This window comes from Collimonas sp. GW821-FHT02H07 (assembly GCF_059421505.1).
The window spans coordinates 16404-33041 of sequence record NZ_JBWKVC010000014.1 but is presented as its reverse complement, the minus strand read 5'-3'; the positions used below and the strand labels follow the sequence as shown (position 1 = coordinate 33041).

The 16638-nt window shown below is 60.3% G+C and carries 13 protein-coding genes; 8 read left to right on the top strand and 5 right to left on the bottom strand.

What is annotated here, in order from left to right:
- Positions 1-350 precede the first annotated feature (350 nt).
- Positions 351-560: a SlyX family protein gene (locus AC07V8_RS20105; RefSeq protein WP_494679926.1), complete on the top strand. Its 210-nt coding sequence runs from the start codon at positions 351-353 to the stop codon at positions 558-560.
- 10 nt (positions 561-570) lie between these two features.
- Here AC07V8_RS20105 and AC07V8_RS20100 read toward each other — a convergent pair whose 3' ends face one another.
- Positions 571-2391: an aminopeptidase P family protein gene (locus AC07V8_RS20100; RefSeq protein WP_494679927.1), complete on the bottom strand. Its 1821-nt coding sequence runs from the start codon at positions 2389-2391 to the stop codon at positions 571-573.
- Between the two features lie 220 nt (positions 2392-2611).
- Between AC07V8_RS20100 and fusA the strand changes: the two genes are divergently transcribed.
- Positions 2612-4732 (top strand): elongation factor G, encoded by a 2121-nt coding sequence (fusA, locus tag AC07V8_RS20095; protein WP_494679928.1) that lies wholly within the window; start codon positions 2612-2614, stop codon positions 4730-4732.
- A 48-nt stretch (positions 4733-4780) separates the two neighbouring features.
- Here fusA and ribA read toward each other — a convergent pair whose 3' ends face one another.
- The gene (ribA, locus tag AC07V8_RS20090) at positions 4781-5455 is read right to left on the bottom strand and encodes a GTP cyclohydrolase II (protein WP_494679929.1); all 675 of its coding nucleotides are present in this window, start codon (positions 5453-5455) and stop codon (positions 4781-4783) included.
- A gap of 247 nt (positions 5456-5702) precedes the next feature.
- Between ribA and AC07V8_RS20085 the strand changes: the two genes are divergently transcribed.
- The 5 genes from AC07V8_RS20085 to AC07V8_RS20065 all read left to right on the top strand — a co-directional run bounded on the left by AC07V8_RS20085 (position 5703) and on the right by AC07V8_RS20065 (position 10699).
- The gene (locus AC07V8_RS20085; protein WP_494679930.1) at positions 5703-6341 is read left to right on the top strand and encodes a paraquat-inducible protein A; all 639 of its coding nucleotides are present in this window, start codon (positions 5703-5705) and stop codon (positions 6339-6341) included.
- Positions 6338-7027, top strand: coding sequence for a paraquat-inducible protein A (locus AC07V8_RS20080; RefSeq protein WP_494679931.1), 690 nt, complete (start codon positions 6338-6340; stop codon positions 7025-7027). Before AC07V8_RS20085 ends, AC07V8_RS20080 begins: the two co-directional genes overlap by 4 nt.
- A gap of 75 nt (positions 7028-7102) precedes the next feature.
- Positions 7103-8740 carry a PqiB family protein gene (locus AC07V8_RS20075; RefSeq protein ID WP_494679932.1) on the top strand — a complete coding sequence of 546 codons (1638 nt, stop codon included), beginning with the start codon at positions 7103-7105 and terminating at the stop codon, positions 8738-8740.
- Positions 8737-9369 carry a PqiC family protein gene (locus tag AC07V8_RS20070; protein ID WP_494679933.1) on the top strand — a complete coding sequence of 211 codons (633 nt, stop codon included), beginning with the start codon at positions 8737-8739 and terminating at the stop codon, positions 9367-9369. The genes AC07V8_RS20075 and AC07V8_RS20070 overlap by 4 nt, the downstream gene beginning before the upstream one ends.
- A gap of 40 nt (positions 9370-9409) precedes the next feature.
- Positions 9410-10699 carry a DUF445 domain-containing protein gene (locus AC07V8_RS20065; RefSeq protein ID WP_494679934.1) on the top strand — a complete coding sequence of 430 codons (1290 nt, stop codon included), beginning with the start codon at positions 9410-9412 and terminating at the stop codon, positions 10697-10699.
- 13 nt (positions 10700-10712) lie between these two features.
- Here the strand turns inward: AC07V8_RS20065 and AC07V8_RS20060 are convergent, their stop codons facing one another.
- The 3 genes from AC07V8_RS20060 to AC07V8_RS20050 form a co-directional block, all read right to left on the bottom strand.
- Positions 10713-11447 carry an rRNA pseudouridine synthase gene (locus AC07V8_RS20060; RefSeq protein WP_494679935.1) on the bottom strand — a complete coding sequence of 245 codons (735 nt, stop codon included), beginning with the start codon at positions 11445-11447 and terminating at the stop codon, positions 10713-10715.
- An 18-nt stretch (positions 11448-11465) separates the two neighbouring features.
- Positions 11466-11690, bottom strand: coding sequence for a hypothetical protein (locus AC07V8_RS20055; RefSeq protein ID WP_211441339.1), 225 nt, complete (start codon positions 11688-11690; stop codon positions 11466-11468).
- A 109-nt stretch (positions 11691-11799) separates the two neighbouring features.
- On the bottom strand, positions 11800-13341 hold the full coding sequence (locus AC07V8_RS20050) for a CYTH and CHAD domain-containing protein (RefSeq protein WP_494679936.1): 1542 nt from the start codon (positions 13339-13341) through the stop codon (positions 11800-11802).
- Between the two features lie 624 nt (positions 13342-13965).
- Between AC07V8_RS20050 and AC07V8_RS20045 the strand changes: the two genes are divergently transcribed.
- Entirely contained in the window at positions 13966-16632 is a 2667-nt protein-coding gene (locus AC07V8_RS20045) for a TonB-dependent receptor (RefSeq protein ID WP_494679937.1), read from the top strand.
- Positions 16633-16638: the final 6 nt, after the last annotated feature.

Genomic DNA, 16638 nt, shown 5'->3' with positions numbered 1-16638 from the left:
AAGGGGGAATTTACGGCCTAGGGCCAGGTCGGCTCGAGCACGGCGGGCAAAGCGGTCTGGTCGGGCATGTTTGTCTCCTGTGGATACTATTTTTGCATAAGCCATTGCAGGGTTCGTGCCAGCCTGGCCATAAACGCCAAGCCATTGATTTGTTGGGTATTTTTTTACAAGAGCAATAACCGACAAGCGGCTATTGTGCGGAAACCCGGAATTGGCGCCGTCCGGCTTGCGGTTTTCCGCCCGCCCGGAACGGATTCCCGGATCGAATATTCAGATATGTTCAGATATGGCGGGCGCTATTGCGCTACCATCTGCGCTGCAAAAATCAAGGAAACGCTATAGGAAACGCTATGAATCAAGAAGAACGCATGGTCGACATCGAAATCAAGCTGACGCGCCAGGACGACCTGCTGGATGAGCTGAACAAGCTGGTATATCGCCAGCAATTGAAGATAGACCAGCTGGAAACGCTGTGCGCCGCGCTGGCGCAGCGTATCAAGGATGCCGCCGACAACAGTAATGCGAGCCAGGCCGCCAACGAGCGGCCGCCGCATTACTGATCACTCGGCTTTACAAAGGCTGGGTACGCTCTTCCAGCCACTGCTTGGCGTCGCCCCGCACATGCGGCGACAGGCGCGTACGTACTTCGGCGTGATAAGCGTTGAGCCAGGCTATCTCGTCGCTGCGCAACAGGCTGGCGTCGAGGCAGCGGGTATCGATAGGACACAAGGTCAGCGTCTCGAAGCGCAGGTAGTCGCCGAACTCGGTGCTCTCGGCTTCCTGGTTCAGCACCAGGTTTTCAATCCGCACGCCCCAGCGGCCGGGACGATAGATGCCCGGCTCGATCGAAGTGATCATGCCCGCTTCCATGGCGGTATGCGCTTCCGGCGCCGCGCTGTTGGAAATCACTTGCGGACCTTCATGGACGTTGAGGAAATAGCCAACCCCATGGCCGGTGCCATGACCGTAGTCGATGCCGGCGGCCCAGATCGGCGCGCGGGCGATGGCATCCAGCATCGGCGATTTGAGCGAGCGCGGGAACTGCGCCGAAGACAAGGCAATCACCCCCTTCAGCACCAGCGTGCAGTCGCGCTTTTGCGCGGCTGAAGGCTGGCCGACCGGCACCATGCGGGTGATGTCGGTGGTGCCGCCGACATACTGGCCGCCGGAATCGATCAGCAGCAAGCCCTCGCCGCTGATGGTAGCGTGCGATTCGGCAGTCGCCTTGTAGTGCGGCATGGCGCCGTTGGCGTTAAAGCCGGCAATCGTTGCGAAGCTCGGGCTGACAAAACCGGGACGGCGCGCCCGCGCAGCGGTGATATGGGTATCGACCATCAGTTCGGTCACGGCTTCCTGCTCGCGTTTGGCGATCGCCTGATCCAGCCAGCTGAAGAATTCGCACAAGGCGGCGCCGTCCTGCTCCATGGCGGCGCGTACATGCGCGACTTCCTCCGCGCTCTTGCGCGACTTGGCGAAGGTGGTCGGGTTGATCGCCTCCACCACCTTGACGGTGGCGGCAATCGCCTGGCGCAATCCCAGCGTGACGCGGCGCGGATCGAGCAGCAGGACGGCATCGGCCGGCAATGCGGCCAAAACCTCGGCGGCTTGCGCATACGGCGCCAGCACGACGCCATCCTGGCCGAGCAGTTCGCGCAAGGCCTCTGGCACTTTGCCATCGGCGACGAATAGCGTGGTTTGCTGCGGCCCAATCAGTGCGTGGGCCAGGAATACCGGGTTGAAATTGACGTCGGCGCCGCGCAGGTTGAACAGGTAGGCGATATCGTCCAGGGTCGAAATGAAATGCCAGCCGGCGCCCTGCTGCTGCATGGCCTGGCGCAGGTTGGCCAGCTTGGCGGCGCGCGTGAGCGGTGCATGGGCAGCATCGTGCTGGTAGATTTCGGCCATGGGCAAGCCCGGCCGTTCGCTCCAGATATCGCCGAGGACGTCGAGATCGGTGCGCAGCTTGCTGCCGCCCTTGGCCAAAGCCTGTTCCAGCGCGCGCGCCGTCGCCAGGCCCAGCACCGCGGCGTCGACCGCCAGCGTCTGGCCGGCCGCCAGGTTGTTCGACAGCCAGTCCAGGTGCAGCAGGCTGCTGCCGGTGGGCGTTTTCATCAGGACGATTTCGGTGCCGGCCAGCTCGGCTTCGGCCTGCGACCAGTAACGGCTGTCAGCCCAGAGGCCGGCGAAATCGGCGGTAATGATCAGGTTGGCGACCGAGCCGGTGAATCCCGACAGCCATTCCCGGCCCTTCCAGCGCCCCGGCAGGTACTCGGACAGATGCGGATCGGCCGACGGGATCAGGCAGGCATCGACATTGTGGCGCTTCATGGCATCGCGCAGCAGCTCGATGCGTGGCGCGGCAGTCGTTTGGGAGAAGGTTCGGGAGTTCATAGAGGGCGGGATGAAATAAGCGTTTTAGGTGGACGGATTCACTTGCCGTTAAGCCGTTAAGCATACCACCGGGAGAGGAAAACGGGGGCGTGCGACGGTAATGCCGTAGGGTGGGCACAATGTGCCCACCCTACCGATAATCAAAAAAACGGGTAAGCTCTGACGTCACAGCCGCTGCAAAATGTCCTGATCATCATAATTTCTCACAGAGGAAATCGTCATGAGCCGCAAAACCCCCATCGAGCGCTACCGCAACATCGGCATCAGCGCCCACATCGACGCCGGCAAGACCACCACTACCGAGCGCATCCTGTTTTATTCCGGCGTCAGCCACAAGATCGGCGAGGTGCACGACGGCACCGCCACCATGGACTGGATGGAGCAGGAGCAGGAACGCGGCATCACGATCACCTCGGCCGCCACCACCTGCTTCTGGCAGGGCATGGCAGGCAATTATCCCATCCACCGCATCAACATCATCGACACCCCGGGCCACGTCGATTTCACGATTGAAGTCGAGCGCTCGATGCGGGTGCTGGACGGCGCCTGCATGGTGTACGACGCGGTCGGCGGCGTCCAGCCGCAATCCGAAACAGTCTGGCGCCAGGCCAACAAGTACGGCGTGCCGCGGCTGGCGTTCGTCAACAAGATGGACCGGGTCGGCGCCGATTTCTTCCGCGTGCACCAGCAGATCAGCGAACGCCTCAAGGGCAACCCGGTGCTGGTGCAGATCCCGGTCGGCGCCGAGGAAAATTTCCATGGCGTGGTCGACCTGATCAAGATGAAGGCGATCATGTGGGACGACGCCACCCAGGGCGTCAAGTTCGAGTACATCGACATCCCCGCGGCGCTGCAGGCAAGCGCGAAAGAGTGGCGCGGCCGCATGATAGAGGCGGCGGCCGACGCCAGCGACGCCATGATGCAAAAATACCTGGAAGGCGAAGACATCAGTGAGGATGAAATCAAGGCGGCCTTGCGGCAGCGCACGATCGCCGGTGAAATCGTGCCCATGCTGTGCGGCAGCGCCTTCAAGAACCGCGGCGTGCAAGCCTTGCTGGACGCCGTGATCGACTTCCTGCCGGCGCCGACGGACATCCCGCCGGTCAAGGGACACGATGACGACGACCTGGTGGTTGAGCGGCGCGCCAGCGACGACGAGAAGTTCTCCGCCCTCACCTTCAAGATCATGACCGACCCCTTCGTCGGCCATCTGAGCTACTTCCGCGTGTATTCCGGGGTGCTGGTGTCGGGCGATTCGGTCTTCATCCCGAACAAGGGGAAGAAGGAAAGGATAGGCCGCGTGCTGCAGATGCATGCCAATCACCGTACCGAAATCAGCGAGGTGTACGCCGGCGACATCGCAGCAGCGGTCGGCCTCAAGGAAGCCAGCACCGGCGATACCCTGTGCGATCCCGGCAGCATCATCACCCTGGAAAAAATGATCTTTCCAGATACCGTGATCTCCCAGGCGGTAGAGCCGAAAACCAAGGCCGACCAGGAAAAAATGGGCGTGGCGCTGAGCCGCCTGGCCGAAGAGGACCCGTCGTTCCGCGTCAAGACCGACGAGGAATCCGGCCAGACCATCATTTCCGGCATGGGCGAGTTGCATCTGGAAGTGCTGGTGGAACGGATGCGCCGCGAGTTCGGCGTCGACGCCTCGGTCGGCAAGCCGCAAGTGGCATTCCGCGAAACCATCCGCAAGGTATGCGAATCCAGCGAAGGCAAGTTCATCAAGCAATCGGGCGGCCGCGGCCAGTACGGCCACGTGGTGATCAAGATCGAGCCGCAAGCGCCCGGCAAAGGCTTTGAATTCGTCGACGCCATCAAGGGCGGCACCGTGCCGCGCGAATATATACCGGCGGTGGAAAAAGGCGTACGCGAGACCCTGGCTACCGGCGTGCTGGCCGGCTATCCGGTAGTGGACGTCAAGGTCACCCTGTTCTTCGGCTCTTCGCACGATGTCGATTCCAACGAGAACGCCTATCGCATGGCGGCCTCGATGGCGTTCAAGGATGGCTGCCGCCAGGCCAGCCCGGCCTTGCTGGAACCGATGATGGCGGTCGAGGTGGAAACGCCGGAAGAAAAAATGGGCGACGTCATCGGCGACCTGTCGTCGCGGCGCGGCATGATCCAGAGCATGGACGACATCCCGGGCGGGGTCGGCAAGATCGTGCGCGCCGAAGTGCCGCTGGCCGAAATGTTCGGCTACTCCACCACGCTGCGTTCGCTGACCCAGGGCCGCGCCACTTACACGATGGAGTTCAAGCACTACGCCGAAGCGCCGGCCAATGTGACCGATGCCGTGATCAACGCCAAGCACGTAGGGAACAGCCGGCATTGATTCCCTGCCCGCAGACCGGTTTGTCGCAGCACAACCCGGTCTGCGAGATTACAGCTCGTTTTCGTCGAGATCACGCTCCAGGCCGTCGACCGGCAGCAGATGCCCGAGCTTGGCGGCTTTGGTATCCAGGTATTTCGTATTGAAAGGATTACGGTTGAGTATCAGCGGAATCCGTTCGACCACGTTGATCCCTATTTTTTGCAGCGCCGCGACCTTGCGCGGATTGTTGGTCATCAGCCGCAGCGCGGTGATGTCCAGGTGCTCCAGCATGGTTTCGCACAGGCTGTAGTCGCGCAAGTCCGCCGCAAAGCCCAGTTGCTGGTTGGCTTCCACCGTATCGGCGCCGCTATCTTGCAAATGATAGGCGCGGATCTTGTTGATCAGCCCGATGCCGCGACCTTCCTGGCGCAGGTACAAGATGGTGCCGCGCCCTTCCGCGGCGATTTTTTGCAGAGCTCCTTCGAGCTGGGCGCCGCAATCGCAGCGCTGGCTGAACAGCGCATCGCCGGTCAGGCACTCGGAATGGACGCGCGCCAGCACCGGTGCGCCGTCGTTGACCTGGCCCAGGGTCAGGGCCAGATGTTCTTTGCCGGTGCTGTGTTCGATGAATGCGTGCAGCTGGAAAGTCGCCCATGGCGTCGGCAGCGCGCACGAGGTCACATACTCCAGCGGTTGATTGACTGAGGCGGCAGGTAGATTGCCTTTATTATTAGTGGTGCTCATCAGATAGATTCAAAGTGAATAAAAGGCATGTCATTGCATAAATGACATGCCTGCAAATAATATGTGGTTTAACATTGTCCGGCGCAGCTGTCATTTTACGATTATTCGAAAATATACGTATGACGGCGGCTGGCGCAAACCGCTCCCTGCCTCGTAAATAGGGATTAATCCGGCGTTTTCAACACTCTGCCCGGTGTCTGAAGGGATTTATTGCTAGAATCTCATCTACTCAAATTTAAGACTATCAATGCGCGAAGTCCCAGACCTGATTGCCTGCGAAGGATGCGATGCCCTCTACCGCAAGGTGCAGCTGCGCCGCGGCGAGATAGCCCATTGTCCGCGCTGCGGCGCCGAGCTGGAGCGCGACGACGGCCGCCAGCGTGAACGCATCTTGCCGCTGACCGTGGCCAGCCTGATCATGTTTTTCATCGCCAACTGCTTTCCGATCGTCGAAATCGAGCTGCAAGGCCTGCGCAGCCAGACCACCCTGTTCGGCGCGGTGCTGTCGCTGAACGCCGAGGGCATGTCGCTGGTGGCCATGCTGGTGCTGGCGACCACCATCCTGTTCCCGCTGCTGCAACTGCTGTTTTTGCTGTACCTGCTGCTGGCGCTGCGTAATCAGGGCGACTCGGAGCGCAGTCCGCCCGGCTTCCGCTGGCTGGTGCACGCCATGCAAAACCTGCGGCCCTGGGGCATGGTGGAAGTATTCCTGCTGGGGGTGCTGGTGGCGGTGGTCAAGCTATCGAACATGGCGACCGTGATCCCCGGCGTGGCGCTCTGGGCCTTTGGCGCGCTGACCGTGCTGCTGACGGCGGTGGTCTCCTTCAATCCACGCCGCTTCTGGCAGATGGCGCTTGCCGACGGCAGCCAGCAAGGATCGCCATGAGCAGCGCCGACAATGTCGACTATGCCGACAATCCGATCATCGTCGCCGGTGACGAAGACCTGGCGGTGCATACCGCCGCCAGCCACGGCATGATGTCTTGCCACCATTGCGGCACGGTGTGGCAGGACGTGGGCGAGCATGAAGACTGCCAGCACTGCGGCACCGCGCTGCACCTGCGCAAGCCGCATAGCATCATGCGCAGCTGGGCGCTGCTGATCGCCGCCTGCATCATGTACATTCCGGCCAATCTGATGCCGGTGATGGTCACCAAGACTTTGCTGGGCGTGCAGCAGGACACCATCATGAGCGGCGTCATCTATTTCTGGGTCTCCGGTTCCTGGGAGCTGGCCGCCATCATTTTCATCGCCAGTTTCCTGGTGCCGCTGTTCAAGCTGGCGTCGCTGATCCTGCTGACGGCGACGGCGCAAAAACAGAGCCGCTGGCGCCGCCTGCAGCGGGCGAAACTGTACCGGCTGGTGGAAATCATCGGCCGCTGGTCGATGCTGGACGTGTTCGTGGTGTCGCTGCTGGCGGGGCTGGTGCAGATTGAAGGTTTCGCCAAGATCACTGCCGGCTTCGGCGTGGTGGCGTTCGCCTCGGTGGTGGTGCTGACCATGCTGGCCGCGCTCAGCTTCGATCCGCGCCTCACCTGGGACAGCCATGCGGACCGTCATGAGCATGCGTGAGCAAAAAACGAAAACGAAGCAAGAGAATCAGCAAATAAGTAAGCAAATAAGAAAGCAAAAAAGTGAAAGCATAAGATGAGTGATGAAAACACCCCGCACAGCGCGCTGCCGCCCCTGCCCGAGCCGAAGCTAAGCCGCAAGCGCGACTGGCTGCCGTCGCTGATCTGGCTGATTCCCATCGTCGCCGCCGTGGTCGGCCTGACGCTGGTGGTCAAGATCCTGGTCGAACGCGGGCCGTCGATCACCATCACCTTCCGCACCGCCGAAGGCCTGGAAGCCGGCAAGACCAAGGTCAAGTACAAGGACGTCGACATCGGCCTGGTGCAGACCATCACCCTCAGCAAGGACCGCTCGCACGTGCTGGCCAACGTCCAGCTGTCGAAGGAAGCGGAAAGCTTCACCGCCGCCGACACCCGCTTCTGGGTAGTGCGCCCACGGGTCGCGGCTTCCGGCGTTTCCGGGCTGGGCACCCTGCTGTCGGGCGCCTATATCGGCGCCGACGCCGGCACTTCCAAGGATAAAAAGGACGAGTTCACCGGCCTGGAAGTGCAGCCTATCGTCAGGCTCGACGCCAGCGGCAAGCAATACATGCTGCACGCCACCGATATCGGCTCGCTGGATATCGGCTCGCCGATCTATTTCCGCCGCATCAAGGTCGGCCAGCTGGCCGCTTACGACCTGGACGAAGACGGCAAAGGCGTGACGCTGCGCATTTTCGTCGATGCGCCGTACGACAAGTTCATCGGCGTCAATACCCGTTTCTGGCACGCCAGCGGCTTCGACATGCAGATCAACGCCAGCGGCTTCAAGCTGCGCACGCAATCGCTGGCGACCGTGGTGCTGGGCGGCATCGCCTTCCAGTCGCCGGATGACGAGCTGGGCATGAAAGCCAAGGAAAACACCACCTTCAACCTGGCGCCGGATGAAGAAGCCGCCCTGAAAGAGCCGGACGGGCCGTCGGAAACCGTGGTCATGTATTTCAACCAGTCGCTGCGCGGCCTGACGCCAGGCACCACGGTCGATTTCCGCGGCGTGGTGCTGGGCGAAGTCAAATCGATAGGCATCGAGTACGACGCCAAGCTGCGCGAATTCCAGATGCCGGTCGCTGTGCAGATCTATCCGGAGCGGCTGGGGCGCAAGTATGCCGAGGATGAGCGTCATTCCACCTATACCGCCAAGCAGCGGCTGGAATACATGGTCAGCCGCGGCTTGCGCGGACAGCTGCGGACCGGCAACCTGCTGACCGGCCAGCTGTATATCGCGCTCGACTTTTTCCCGAAAGCGCCGCCGGTGAAAATCGACACCTCGACTTCCGTCATTGTGTTGCCGACCATCCCGAACAGCCTGGATGAAATCCAGTCGCAGATCGCCGAGATCGCCAAAAAACTGAGCAAGGTGCCTTTCGACCAGATCGCCGCCGACCTGCAGAAGACCATCGGCACCATGAACCGTACCCTGCTCAATGCCGAGCAACTGACCAAGAGCCTGAACAACGATGTTGCGCCGGAAATCATGGCGGCGATGAAAGACGTGCGCAAGACGCTGGACAACGCCGACCGCACCCTGTCCGACAATTCGCCGCTGCAGCAGGATATCCGCCAGACCCTGCAGGAACTGACACGCTCGGCCGCTTCGGTGCGCATCCTGACCGATTACCTGGAACGCCATCCGGAATCACTGATCCGCGGCAAGCAAGAGGAAAGCAACAAATGATATCGACCAAGACCACAGCAAGCCGCCGGCGCGGCGCCCTCTTTACCCTGGCAACGGTGCTGGCCCTAACCGGCTGCGCCTCCAGCCCGACGCGCTTCTATACTCTGTCGGCGCCGGCGGTGCCGGTGCAGACGCAGAATGCGCGCCTGTTTATCGAAGTGTCGCCGATCGCCCTGCCGGAGCGCCTGGCGCGGCCGCAGCTGGTGATGCGCAGCAGCGGCGCCAATGCCGGCACCCGGGTCGACATCCTGGAGCAGGAACGCTGGTCTTCGCCCTTCAACAACGAATTGCGCGACGCGCTCGCCAGCGGTCTCGCCAACCGCCTGGGCGCGACCGACGTCAGCCGCAGCGGCAGGCCGACCGACCAGCCGGTCTACCGGATCGCCATCGAACTGCGCCAATTCGATGCGGCTCCGGGTGATAAGGTGCAAGCCACCTATGGCTGGAGCATCACCCGTTCGGACAATGCCAAGACCAGCGCCTGCCAGCTGACCGTCTCGGAACCGGTCGCCGCCGGCATCGATGCCCTGGTGCTGGGCGTGCAAAAGACGGTGGCCGATGCGGTCAACGCCATCGCCGCCAACGTCAGCACGTTCAAGAGCGGCGCCGCGCCGGTCTGCCAGGGCTGAGGATGCGATGCAGTAATCCGGATATGACAGGTCAGCAGCCATGACGGACAAACGGCGGGAACTGGAGAGATCAAAGAATATCGCGATGCTGTTCCTGGCCGCTGCCAGCATCGTATTTATCGTCACCTTGCTGCTGCCCGGCGGCTTCTGGCCCGACCTGGTCAAGGCCGTTTCAGAAGCGGCGATGGTGGGCGCGCTGGCTGACTGGTTTGCGGTGCACGCCCTGTTCCGGCGCGTGCCGATTCCTCTGCTGTCGCGCCATACCGCCATCATCCCCAAAAACAAAGACAAGATCGCGGACAACCTGGCGCTGTTCGTCAAGGATAAATTCTTCGACGTCGAATCGATCGCCGGCCTGATCCGCAAGCACGACCCGGCCAAGCTGCTCTCCGCCTGGCTGACCGCCCCCGGCAATACCGAAAACTTCGGCCGCCATCTGCTGAGGGAGGCTGAGCGCATTCTGGACTTCATCGAGGATGCTCCGGTACAGCGTTTCATGACAAGGGCGCTGCACGTGGCGCTGGCAAAAATTGACCTGTCGCAATCGGCCGGCGTGATTCTCGACCAGCTGACCAAGGACGGCCGCCACCAGGCTTTGCTGGACGAAGCGCTGGCGCAATGCGCCGGCTTGCTGGCAAACCCTGATACGCAAGAACTGATCGCCGGCGAGATCGTGATCTGGCTCAAGCAGGACCATCCTTTGAAAGAGAAAGTCCTGCCATCCGAATGGATAGGCCGGCAAGGCGCGGACATTGCCGTCAACGCAGTAAGCCACCTGATTGCGGAGATCAGCGGCGATAAAAACCATCCCTTGCGCGGCAGGTTCGACGCCTTTACCAGGCACTTCATCGAACAGCTCAAGGACGATCCGGAATTCATCGCCAAAGGCGAACAGATCAAAACCTACCTGCTCAACGACCCTACGCTGTATCTCTATCTGAAAAACCTGTGGGGATCGCTGCGCACATGGCTAAAGGAAGACCTGCGCCGCAGCGACTCGCTGCTGCACCGGAACATCGCCGCCGCCGGCCATTGGCTGGGAAAGACGCTGGCGGACGATCCGGCATTCCAGCAGTCGGTCAACCAGCATCTGGAGGAAGCGGCAAAGAACATGGCGCCCGATTTTGCCGATTTCCTGACCCGCCATATCAGCGATACGGTCAAAAACTGGAACAGCCAGGAAATGGCGCAGCAGATCGAGCTGAACATCGGCAAGGACCTGCAATGGATACGCATCAACGGCACCATCGTCGGCGGCCTGATCGGCTTGCTGCTGTTCCTGATTTCCCAGCTGCCGCATTGGCTGCCGCAATGGCTGTCGCATCTTTAAGCAAAGCCGGCGCTCAGAACCGTTCGTAGCCCAGCAGATAGCGCCACTCGCCGACCGCCAGGCTGGCCATCGGCAGGCGGCCGATGCGGATGCGCTTGATCGCCACCACTTGCAGCCCGACCTGTTCACACATGTGCACCAGCAAGCCGCGCTGCGGCGCCTTGAGGGCAAAGCGCAGGCGCCTTTCATTCTGCCAGCTGACCTTGATCGGCGGCAGCGGCTTGCGGTTGAAGCTCAAACCGTGGTTCAGCAGCTTCAGGCCATCCGGGACGATGTCGCCGGCGACTTCCACGATGAATTCGTGTTCGATCTTGGCGGCGTCGTCGACCAGCTTGCGCGTGACGCGCCAGTCCTGGCTGAAGATAAGCAGTCCGCTGGCCAGCGTTTCCAGCGGCTCGATCAGATTCAGGTTGCTCAGGTGGCGCTTGAGGAAGCGCAGTTCGGCACGGTCGTCGGCGGCCCGCTTGTCCGCCGTCACCAGGCGCGCCGCCAGCTCGCTCATCGGCGTCTCGGCGAACAGGTTCAGCCCGGCCGGTTTATGGAACAGGATGGTGACCGGGTCTTGCGGTTCCAGCGTGGCGTCCGGCAGCAATTCGATTTGCTGCTGGACGCCGATGCGCTGCCCCGGCTCTTCCACCAGCACGCCGTCGACCTTGACCCAGCCGCCTTCGATATATTGTTCGGCTTCGCGGCGCGAGCAGGAAAGCTGTTCGGCGAGTTGTTTTGCCAGGCGAACGGATTCAGTCATGTATGAGTGCCTTGATCTTTATTTGCGGTACAGTTCCGGACGCGACTTGTTGCGCTGTTCGTAAATGGTCTTGGCGTCTTCCCGCGCGCGCTCCAGCGTGCGCATGGCCGGGTCGTCGTCGTGCAGGGTGAAAAAATCGGCGGCCTGGGCCCGCATCACGTATTTGATCGCAGCCTCATCCTTGAGGTCGTAGAACTCGACCATCAGCGTGGTGACTTCATCCAGATATTCTTCGTAGGTCATGATTAACTCCTGTGTTTCCCGCCCTGCTCTCCTTCATCCACTGCGTTACAGGAAAAGCCGGGCGGGCGTATTTTCGCATCAAACGGGCTTGGCGACCAAGTTATCGGCCTCAGCCAGGTTTGGCTGGCGGCGCCAATTCAGCGAATTTGCGCCAGACGCGCTTGATTTTCGAGGCGCGCAGCCTGACGCCCTCGTCCAGCAGGCGCAACGCCAGGTCGCAGTGCGGCTCCAGCTCGGGGCGCTGTTCGGCGATCTGCTGCAGCAGGCTGCCGGCGACGTTGCGATCATTCGAGACGCCTAACAGGTCTTGCAGCTCGCTTAGAGCTTGCACATAGGGGCGCATGCGCTTGAACGGAAAATACGATTCGAAGAACTCCGCCGCATAGCGCACCTTCTTCGCCGCGATCCTGAGCCGATGCCGTTTGGCCGGCCCCTGGCGCTTGATGCCCTTGGCGCGCTCCAGCAGCTTCTTCTGCAGCTTAACCAGTTTGCCGCGTGCAAATTTTTTCAGCGGCATCGACAATGCGGCAATCTGCTCGGCGCTTTGCTGCTGGCGCCAGCGCCGCCCCTCCAGCCAGCTTCCCAACGATAGCAATAATCTTGCATAGGCACGGGAAGCCAGCGCATTTGCGGCCGCATGGCGGTGTTTGCCTGCGACGCCGGCAGTGTGCTGCCGCAAATGCTCCAGTTGCGGCTCATGCGGCCGGCGCCGGGCAGCGTCGCTCAGGGTGGATGCCGCCAGCACCTCCCAGTCGCGCGCCGGCCCCAGCATGCCGCCCAGCCAGCGCAGCTGCACGGCGATCTCCGGCGGCGCCTGGATGAATTTCTTGAACAGGCTCAGCGTCGCGCGCAGGCGCCGCAGTCCAACCCGCATCTGATGCAGGTGTTCCGGATCGCTGCCATGCATCACGCCGTCTTCATTGCCTTGTATCTGCGCCAGGCAGTTATGCATCAGCACCTGGAAACCCTGCTCCAGCGTCAATGCCGGCGACAGGCTGAGCGGCAGCGCCTTCACCGCTTCCGGTGTTTGCGGCGAATGCAAGGCATAGCCGCGCTCGGCCTTGCTGACATTGGCGGCGCGCAGCGGCAGGCTGTTCTGCAGTTCAAGGGCGACATCGAACAGACTGGCCGAATCGCCGGCTTTCAGTTCCAGCTCGATCTCGCTGATAGGGATTGCTTTATCGCCATGGATCACTTCCCCCTGGTCCAGCGCCAGTTCGATTTCAGCGCCGGACGGCAGGCGCAGCAGCCAGATGGTGCGCCGGAACTGCGTCGTAAAAATCGGCTGCAGGCGTTCCGCCAGGGCCGGCGCTGACATCAGCCTGGCCACTGCCGATCCGGCTTCGATGAGTCCAAGCAAAGCCGGCAGGTCGGGCCTGGCGCCGCTGACTTCCGACTCCCACTCCGGGCGCTGATGCAAACCGGCAGCCACCTGGCCGCCGCTTTTACAGGTCTGTATCAAGCGCCGCCCCACCTGGCGTACGCGCAAGGCCGTGTGATTCTGCTTGAGGTACAGCTCGGGGGTATCGAAGTAAATACTGTTCAGTTGCCGCGATTGCGGTTTGTTGAGTGCATGTTTTTTTAATAATGGGTGGCGTCGGAAGCGATTTACATCGGCCGGATCCAGCAACAGTTTTAGTTCGATTTCCATGTTTTCCAATGTTAAACAAAATTGTGGATAGCGGCAAAACTACCCGGCGGCACGATCGTAACCGTGACGTCATATGCACAGTATATGCAGCCTTAGCGGGCTTGCGTCGGCATTTTTACTGTAAAAAATACAAGTAACCATTGCAGGATTGGACAATTCTTGATTTTACATTCATGGCAGACAAGCAATAATAGATTTTTTGCTTAAAAGTTTATCCATAAATCTACATTTTCATTTATTTTTCACTAAATTCTGCGATAAATACATCTTTATCAGCCAAAATCATTTTACAATCATTGCCAAAAAGAAATTTATTTATCACATTTTTCGTAAAAATAGTGATGTGCGGAAAATAAAACAACGAAAAATCGACGTAAAAAGTTAAATATTTCAATCGTGTTACATCTGCTCACAACTTGATACAGAATGAAATGGCGATGACCTGAACCGTTGCAAAGTGCGGGTCAGCGTTTGTCGATTGGACGTACACAGTCCACTCCGACGATACGCAACGAAACATGCTCTACGGCGAATTTACCGAATTGGCCGTAACAAAAGCATGAAGCGAAATTGATCATTTCCTTGTTAATAAAGTGGAGAGCTCCCCAGATGAAGAAGACGTTCTTGGCATCAGCTATAGCGGCAATCGGCCTCATGCATGCTCCCCTGGCCTTCGGCGCCGATCAAACCACCACCACCTCCGACAGCCTTGAGCGCGTCACCATCACCGGCTCAAATATTTCGCGCGTCAACAAAGAAGGACCGACCGCTGTCGAAATCATCAAAAGAACCGACATCGAAAAATCAGGCGCCAGCACTGTCGTTGAACTGCTGAGCAAACTGCCCTCGGTTTCCGTGGAATTAAGCGGCAACGACAACAATTCATTCGCCAGGGGCGCGGCATCGGTAGGCTTGCGCGGCCTGGGTGCGAAATACACCTTGATCTTGTTGAATGGCCGCCGCCTGGCCAATTACGGCTTTGCCAACAATGCCGAAGATACGTTTGTCGATCTCAACAGCTTGCCGCTGGCCGCGATCGAATCCGTCGAAATTCTGCGCGATGGCGCTTCTGCGATCTATGGTTCGGATGCCGTTGCCGGCGTGATCAATTTCAAGACCAAGCGCAACTACCAGGGTGTCGAAGCGACAGCCAATCTCGGCAGCAATGAAAAAGGCGACGGCGGCACTGCCGGCGCCAGCGTCACCGCCGGCTGGGGCGATCTGGACAAGGATGGCCAGAATTTGCTGCTGACAGTCGATGTATTTCGCCGCAATCCGCTCTACAGCGACAAGCACGACGCCACCGCCAATCGCGATTTCGGCCGCTTTGGCGGCAGCGATGGCAGGAGCATAGACCGTTACCTGGGAAGCTTGACCGACCTTACCACTGGCGAACCTGGCTTCCCTATTCCGGGTTGCCGCGGAACGGTGGGCGTCAGCCGCGACACGCACGACACGCGCTGCTTTACCAATCCTGTGATCCGCTTATCGCCAAAGGTGCTGCGTGGCGGCATTTCGGCGATTTTCACCAAGCGCCTCAATGGCCAGGACGAACTGTTCGCCGAAGCATCCTACAGTCACAGCGAAAGCACCACCGAATTCGGTTTGCCCGCGTTTGACAGCGCCTTCATCGGCAAGACTGCCGGCTCGACCAATCCGGGCCTCGCCAATTTGCCAGGCCCCAGCGCGGACGGCTCGCTGGCGGGATTCACGCCGGGCGATCAACTACGCATCTTCCGTAGCATTTACGAAGCTGCGCCAAGGCAAAACAAGGTGACCAGCGACAGTGCGCGCCTGGTTGGCGGCTGGCGCGGCGAAATCGGCAAGTGGGACAGCGAGGCGGCCATCAGTCTCAACCAGAACCGCCTCAGCGACGTCGGCTCGAATGCCGTCTTGAAAAATGAGTCGTCGGCGTCGCTGCAAAGCGGCTTGCTCGGCAACGGCGGCTATGACCCGTTCACTTACTGGAATCCGCCTAGCGTGGTCAATCCCTTACTGACGTCCGTCGAACGGGTGGCGATATCGCGCCTCGGAACAGTCGATTGGAAAATGTCGACGCCGGACCTGTTCTCGTTCAATGGCGCGCCGGTCGGCTTCGCCTGGGGCGCACAGGCCAGCCATGAATCGATTGACGACCGTCCGGACCCATTGACTGTCGCCAACAAGATTGCCGGAACCGGCGCCAACAGCAGCAAGGCCAGCCGTTCGGTCTATTCGCTGTACGGCGAATTCAATGTGCCGCTGATGAAGCAGCTTGAAATGCAACTTGCCTTGCGCGGCGACCACTACAGCGACTTCGGCAATTCGGTCAATCCGAAAATCGCGCTTGCCTGGCGGCCTTCGGAACAAATCCTGTTGCGCGGCTCGGCTACCACCTCGTTCAAGGCGCCGACCTTGCCCGAGATTGCCTCGACCACCACCGCCTACACCACCGTTGCCGACCGCGCCCGTTGCGGCCCGCTGGGTTACGTAGGCGCCGCCTGCAGCTATAACCCCAAGGTCTACCTGCAAGGCAATCCCAACCTGAAGGCAGAAAAGGCCAACAACTATTCCCTCGGCGTCGTATGGCAACCGGTCAGGGATCTGTCGGCATCGCTGGATTGGTATGGCATCAAGCAACGCAATACGATTCAGTCGCTTGATGCGCAATACATCCTGGACAACGAAGACATCATCCCCGGCTATGCCGCACTTGTCGGGCGCGATCCCCGCAACCCCGCTCTGGAAAGGCGCAACCCGGGACTGAACAAGGGTCGCATCAACAGCATTACGTCGCCCTATATCAACGTCGGCAGAACCGATCTCCAGGGTCTCGACCTGGACGTGAAATATGATATCGGCCTCGGCAGCTGGGGCAAGCTCAAGTTCCGTGAAGTCAACAATTACACGCTGAGCTTCAAGCAAAGCACCACTCCGGGCGCCGATCCTGTGAGCCGGCTGGATTCGCTCAACCATCCACGGTGGAACAACTCCTTCCGTACCGCTTACGAGTATGCCACCCACGAACTGGCGCTGACAGCGAGAACCTACGCCAGCACGCGCAACATCGACGATCCGACCCACTCCCAGGATCCCGCCATCACCAATGCGCGCGTTCCTTCGTACACGGTATGGGACCTGAATTTCAACACCAGGCCGACGAAAGACCTGACCTTGAATTTTGGCGTCAACAATCTGTTCGACAAGGCGCCGGTGTATGCAAACACGGCTTACTCCGACACTTTTGTCCAAAGCACCAATGACCTGGTTGGCCGCTACGTCTACGCCAACATGCGTTATCAGTTCCAGTAATCCGTA

Bases quoted from the DNA above. Each gene is read 5' to 3' on its own strand.
- AC07V8_RS20105 (WP_494679926.1), top strand. From the start codon at position 351: ATGAATCAAGAAGAACGCATGGTCGACATCGAAATCAAGCTGACGCGC.
- AC07V8_RS20100 (WP_494679927.1), bottom strand. From the start codon at position 2,391: ATGAACTCCCGAACCTTCTCCCAAACGACTGCCGCGCCACGCATCGAG.
- fusA (WP_494679928.1), top strand. From the start codon at position 2,612: ATGAGCCGCAAAACCCCCATCGAGCGCTACCGCAACATCGGCATCAGC.
- ribA (WP_494679929.1), bottom strand. From the start codon at position 5,455: ATGAGCACCACTAATAATAAAGGCAATCTACCTGCCGCCTCAGTCAAT.
- AC07V8_RS20085 (WP_494679930.1), top strand. From the start codon at position 5,703: ATGCGCGAAGTCCCAGACCTGATTGCCTGCGAAGGATGCGATGCCCTC.
- AC07V8_RS20080 (WP_494679931.1), top strand. From the start codon at position 6,338: ATGAGCAGCGCCGACAATGTCGACTATGCCGACAATCCGATCATCGTC.
- AC07V8_RS20075 (WP_494679932.1), top strand. From the start codon at position 7,103: ATGAGTGATGAAAACACCCCGCACAGCGCGCTGCCGCCCCTGCCCGAG.
- AC07V8_RS20070 (WP_494679933.1), top strand. From the start codon at position 8,737: ATGATATCGACCAAGACCACAGCAAGCCGCCGGCGCGGCGCCCTCTTT.
- AC07V8_RS20065 (WP_494679934.1), top strand. From the start codon at position 9,410: ATGACGGACAAACGGCGGGAACTGGAGAGATCAAAGAATATCGCGATG.
- AC07V8_RS20060 (WP_494679935.1), bottom strand. From the start codon at position 11,447: ATGACTGAATCCGTTCGCCTGGCAAAACAACTCGCCGAACAGCTTTCC.
- AC07V8_RS20055 (WP_211441339.1), bottom strand. From the start codon at position 11,690: ATGACCTACGAAGAATATCTGGATGAAGTCACCACGCTGATGGTCGAG.
- AC07V8_RS20050 (WP_494679936.1), bottom strand. From the start codon at position 13,341: ATGGAAATCGAACTAAAACTGTTGCTGGATCCGGCCGATGTAAATCGC.